Source organism: Vibrio sp. 1069, from assembly GCF_033340555.1.
Genome location: NZ_JAWOWP010000243.1, coordinates 1 through 808 on the forward strand (window position 1 = coordinate 1; position 808 = coordinate 808).

The window sequence follows — 808 nt, forward strand, 5'->3', positions numbered from 1 at the left end:
GCCCCCTCCCTGTTTGATTGCAACGTTAGTGAACTTTGGAGCAGTTAGAACAGATTTAAAACTAAAAATAGCTAACCTGTGATTGGTTTGGTAGGGAATAGTAATGATAAAAAATGAATATTTGCGCTTTTTGCAAACATTGAATGCCGAGGAGGTGTCAGCAGGCGTACGAAAAGTTGCAAATCTTGTTTTTGCGCACTTTGAAGAGGTTTATCCATTAGGCACGACACAAGGCAAACGAGTCAAGAAAGTTGCTAGCCTAGCATCAAATCAGTGGGCTAACCTTTCAGATGCCATTGCAGAAGTTACATACGAGACTGGTAACGCTGGCAAAATGTTCAAGCAGCTAAAGTCTATTGAAATTGGTCCTTTTCGTGGTTTTGCCAAAAAAGAGTCTTTGAGCCTACACAGTCTGCTTGTTTTGATTTACGGGCCAAATGGTACAGGTAAATCAAGTTTCTGCGAGGCGTTAGAGTATGGTTTGCTAGGTGCTGTTGAAGAAGCGCAAAATAAGCGGTTCCGTAATCAGGATGATTACCTGAAAAATGCTCATACCAACTCATTTAGTCCACCACAGATCTTGGGTGTTGATCATCAAGGAAATGATGTAGTACTCCAACCTGACGAATCTTTATATCGCTTCTGTTTTGTAGAAAAGAACAGAATTGATAGCTTTTCTCGCATTGCAGCGCAGGCACCAGCTAAACAAATGGAGCTGATATCAACACTGTTTGGGTTAGATTCATTTAATGAATTCGTAAAAAACTTTTCACCAGAAATCGATGGTAAGTATATTGATTTAGTTGGT

1 protein-coding gene is annotated in these 808 nt (G+C 40.1%); it reads left to right on the top strand.

Translation table 11 applies throughout. The annotated features are described in order from the left end of the window. Window positions 1-103: 103 nt before the first annotated feature. On the top strand, window positions 104-808 hold a 705-nt coding region (locus R7040_RS25740), incomplete at its 3' end, for an AAA family ATPase (protein ID WP_318097470.1).